The sequence below is a fragment of the Chroococcidiopsis sp. CCALA 051 genome, from assembly GCF_003015105.1.
GTDB classification, from domain to species: domain Bacteria; phylum Cyanobacteriota; class Cyanobacteriia; order Cyanobacteriales; family Chroococcidiopsidaceae; genus Chroococcidiopsis; species Chroococcidiopsis thermalis.
Genome location: NZ_PYCI01000241.1, coordinates 1 through 3741, shown reverse-complemented (window position 1 = coordinate 3741; position 3741 = coordinate 1). Strand labels below are relative to the sequence as shown.

At 48.0% G+C, this 3741-nt stretch carries 5 protein-coding genes; 2 read left to right on the top strand and 3 right to left on the bottom strand.

Translation table 11 applies throughout. The annotated features are described in order from the left end of the window. Nucleotides 1–38 precede the first annotated feature (38 nt). The 3 genes from C7Y66_RS30125 to C7Y66_RS30115 all read right to left on the bottom strand — a co-directional run bounded on the left by C7Y66_RS30125 (nucleotide 39) and on the right by C7Y66_RS30115 (nucleotide 2429). Entirely contained in the window at nucleotides 39–446 is a 408-nt protein-coding gene (locus C7Y66_RS30125; protein WP_199197735.1) for a hypothetical protein, read from the bottom strand. A 118-nt stretch (nucleotides 447–564) separates the two neighbouring features. Next, nucleotides 565–1818: a PcfJ domain-containing protein gene (locus C7Y66_RS30120; RefSeq protein WP_106548344.1), complete on the bottom strand. Its 1254-nt coding sequence runs from the start codon at nucleotides 1816–1818 to the stop codon at nucleotides 565–567. Between the two features lie 266 nt (nucleotides 1819–2084). Beyond that, nucleotides 2085–2429 carry a helix-turn-helix transcriptional regulator gene (locus C7Y66_RS30115; RefSeq protein WP_106548343.1) on the bottom strand — a complete coding sequence of 115 codons (345 nt, stop codon included), beginning with the start codon at nucleotides 2427–2429 and terminating at the stop codon, nucleotides 2085–2087. A 91-nt stretch (nucleotides 2430–2520) separates the two neighbouring features. Between C7Y66_RS30115 and C7Y66_RS30110 the strand changes: the two genes are divergently transcribed. Continuing rightward, nucleotides 2521–2970, top strand: a complete 450-nt coding sequence (locus C7Y66_RS30110; protein WP_106548342.1) for a beta-lactamase hydrolase domain-containing protein — start codon at nucleotides 2521–2523, stop codon at nucleotides 2968–2970. Between the two features lie 52 nt (nucleotides 2971–3022). Beyond that, nucleotides 3023–3741: MBL fold metallo-hydrolase (locus C7Y66_RS30105; protein ID WP_146149914.1), on the top strand; the 719-nt coding region annotated here is incomplete at its 3' end.

The following is a 3741-nucleotide window of genomic DNA, read 5'->3' as shown; positions in this document are numbered from 1 at the left end:
TTGATTAAATCTCATCCCAACTACCAAAGTCTACGTTCCTACGGCACTATCGCCGCCTGATTCTGTCCGATGTATTGTAACTTAATGAATTCAATTACCTGTTGCCCATTAAATTTTCTGCGCTCGTTAATGCGATTGCCTACAAGTATACGATCTGGTGCGACGATCGCATCTCCAGGTTTGCTCAAGCAAGCGTATTGGTAAATACAGAAATGTGCAGTCACGAATCTACCACGAATTTGAGGGATGTTAAGATTTCGGTAGCCAAACGCGCCGCAATCCCAAATCATCGGCTGGCGATCGGGCAGTACTGTAGTAGAGCGGCTGGCAAGCGATCGCAACCAACCCGTGGGTTGCTCGTCAAGCAGTTCCCAAATCGGTATCTTGCTTTCGTTTAATCTTATGTAGTCGCTGTTACCAACAACAGCATAGAAACCTGGTTTCATATAAATCTAACCTGCACTCTTGCGTGGAGAGAGTGCAGGCACTTTCGTTGGTAGAAAAAAATTAGACCTCTGCCTTCACGAGTCAAGCAGGGGTCCCAGGTGCGCCTAGAGAGCGGGTTTAACTTGCGATCGCCTGTGACTTGCTGGGAAATAGTTCTTCCAGCCTCGGTCGCAAAAATGCTTCGACTGCCGCTCGGTCTGGGGCAGCCGGACGGCTGTTTCTCCGACCGCTAAACTGCACTATCCGACCTTGACGGTCGATCTCAATGGCATATTTCAGCTCTCCTTCCGCCATCACACCGAGCAGATAACAGTGCCGTTTAATGGCTTTGTCGGCGTAGCTACCAATACAAGTATTGAGAGCATTGCCCCACTCTATTAGCATACGAGCGGTTCTGGGGACGACAAAGACAAAACCGTTGACTGCCGTGCCGTCTAATTTCCCCAGCTTTTTAATTGGCAGGCGGCGTTTTTCTTCTCGTTCGCTGCAAAAGCGGTTATAGTCACGTTGTATCCAGTCGTGCAACTGGCAGAGCGTTCGCGGGCGCGGGGGCAGTTTGTAGTGGGGCAGATCCTTTGATATCTGCCAGTACATATTAGCTGCATCTAGCAGATAGCTGGCGTTGTACTCTTCTGCTACCGACTCCAGCAACTTCAGCGTCCGCTGAGGTGAATACTGTTGCAATAGGTGATGCACCTGTTTGGGATCGATTTCGACTGGCTTCAGTTCTAACAGGGCGTGGATGTAGTCGAGTTGCCACTGCTGGGCGAAGGCTACTGCTAGCGCCAACCAGTTGGTTTGTACTGCCCACAGACATTTTCTCTCATATTCTACTTGCGCCTCCAGCAGTCGTGCTACGAGTTTGAGCAATTGCTTGCTATCCCTACCAAACCAAATTTTGACAGCATCCTTGAGATTTTCTCGTTTGAACCCCAGCCGCAGTATAGCGGAAATCGGAGGAATGGAATCGTATTGTTGGAGAAATGGTAATACCTCAGCGATAGTTGTTTCGTAGAGGTTGCGGCATTTCTCGATTTGTAACAGTTCGGCTACGGCTTGCTTTGCCAATGCTATCGGTAGATTCCGAGAGTCAGAACCACCCACCCGCGCTGCTTTCGCAAGCTTGTGAATAATGCACTCGGTGTCGCTGTAGGTGATATCGCGCACTCCATATCGCTTGCTCCACATATAGACGCGCAACTTGCTCGTTCTCAGAGAAAAGCAGAGCCATTTGGTAGTTCTGAACTCGCCTTTCACTTTTTGGCGCAACCGCAACGTCACTTTATTTTCTGCACGGTCGAGAAACAAGATGCCGTATTTCCCCTGCCAGTAGATGCCGCCGTTGGTAGCAATTTTGTAAGTCTTGTCCATTGTCGCGCTCCATCAACATTCTCCATGTCGATGCGCAGCATTTATTATTGATGGCAATCCGCGAGCCAACTTGTTAAATGATTGCAACTCGTGTAGAAGAATGATTCAGCAGATACGACAAATAGTTGCCGTCGTGTCAGTATTTTTTGTCTAAAAGACAAGAACTTCTGCCGCCAGGAAGCTTCGCGAACTTCATGCGGTGGATTTAGCAGTACTCGACTTTGGCATATTGTCAATTCAAATGCAAACAATTCATTTAGGTAGATTTAGCGATCGCGCAAGTTCTGAAGTTCCTCTAACTGTTGGGTTTGTTCCTCAAGTCTTACTGCTAGGCGATCGCAAACTATTTCGCAAAGCTCAAACACGATCGGATCGGAGATCTCGTAAAACACGCTAATTCCCTTTGGACGGCGAACGACCATACCTGCTTGCGTTAGCATCTTGAGCTGCTTGGAAACATTTGCTTGTCCCAGTCCAGTTGCAGCGATAATTTCCGTCACGTTTTTCGCTCCCGACTTGAGAGAACACAAAACTTGCAGCCGACTGACTTCGGACAAAACTTTGAAAAACTCTGCCACTGGAGTCAGGGCTTGAGGAGAAGGCTTTAGCATACAAACCTAAAAACGACATCTAACTAACGCAGAAACACTACCATATTACCAACTGGTAATATGGTAAGTACAAAAAGACTAAAAGGTAAGTATGGAAAACGTCAAACAGATTAATGACGAACTATCAGTGGCAGGGCAGGTAACACCAGAGCAATTGCAGCAGGCAGCTGGCGAGGGTTTCAAGTCCGTGCTGAATTTGCGATCGCCTGAAGAGCAAGGTTTTCTTCAAGACGAGCAACAACAGGCAGAAGCCGCAGGATTGCAATACGCCAATATTCCAGTCAAGCCCAACGAGATGACTGACGAGTTGACTACCCAAGTTTTAGAGCAGATAGATAAATTACCCAAACCCGCTTTGATTCATTGTGCTAGCTCTATGCGGGCGGGTGTAATGGCGTTTATGAACGTGGCAACACGCCAAGGCATGACTCCAGAGCAAGTATTTGAGAAAGCAGGCGAGGTTGGCTTTGACTGTAATGCCAATCCTCAAATGAAGCAGTTTTTAGAGCATTACGTTGCCACGCACCAGCAGCAGGAATAAGTCAAGTTTATGTGGTGCGATCGCCTCATGTACGATTGCAGGAGAAAGTAAAATGGCACTAGTTTTTGAACAGATCGATGCCGAGGGATTAGCCCACCTATCCTATATTGTGGGTGACGACAAAGCAGGAGTCGTAGCAGTTATCGATCCCCGTCGCGACGTAGATATTTACATCCAAAGAGCAAGAGAACTCGGTGTGAGGATCGTGCAGATTATCGAGACTCACATTCATGCCGACTTTGTATCCGGTTCTCACGAACTGAAAGCTAGAACGAGTGCGCCGATATACGGTGGCAAGAGTAGCGATTACCAGTTCGAGTTACAACAACTGAGTGAAGGCGACGAATTAAAACTCGGTAACGTGACCCTACGCGCCTTACATACCCCAGGACATACACCCGAACACGTCTCCTTTTCGATTTCCGATGCCAAGCAGGGTGAAGCACCATTTGGCATCTTTACGGGCGACACCTTATTTAACTTAGATGTTGGACGACCCGATTTACTGGGTGGAGGGACTGAAAAGAAACTGGCAGCACAACTCTATCATTCGTTATTCGACAAACTCATGCCACTGGGCGATCGCATGGAAATCTATCCCTCTCACGGTGCGGGGAGTGCCTGTGGAAAATCGATTGGCGATCGCCGACAGAGTACAATTGGTAACGAGCGAATCTTTAGCGAAGCATTCAAGGAACGTAGCGAAGCAGAGTTTGTGGAGTGGATTTTGGCTGGGATGCCAGAACCACCAAGGCACTACGCCAGATTAAA

Coding starts and splice junctions, on each gene's coding strand:
- C7Y66_RS30115 (WP_106548343.1), bottom strand. CDS start 2,429: ATGCTAAAGCCTTCTCCTCAAGCCCTGACTCCAGTGGCAGAGTTTTTC.
- C7Y66_RS30110 (WP_106548342.1), top strand. CDS start 2,521: ATGGAAAACGTCAAACAGATTAATGACGAACTATCAGTGGCAGGGCAG.
- C7Y66_RS30120 (WP_106548344.1), bottom strand. CDS start 1,818: ATGGACAAGACTTACAAAATTGCTACCAACGGCGGCATCTACTGGCAG.
- C7Y66_RS30125 (WP_199197735.1), bottom strand. CDS start 446: ATGAAACCAGGTTTCTATGCTGTTGTTGGTAACAGCGACTACATAAGA.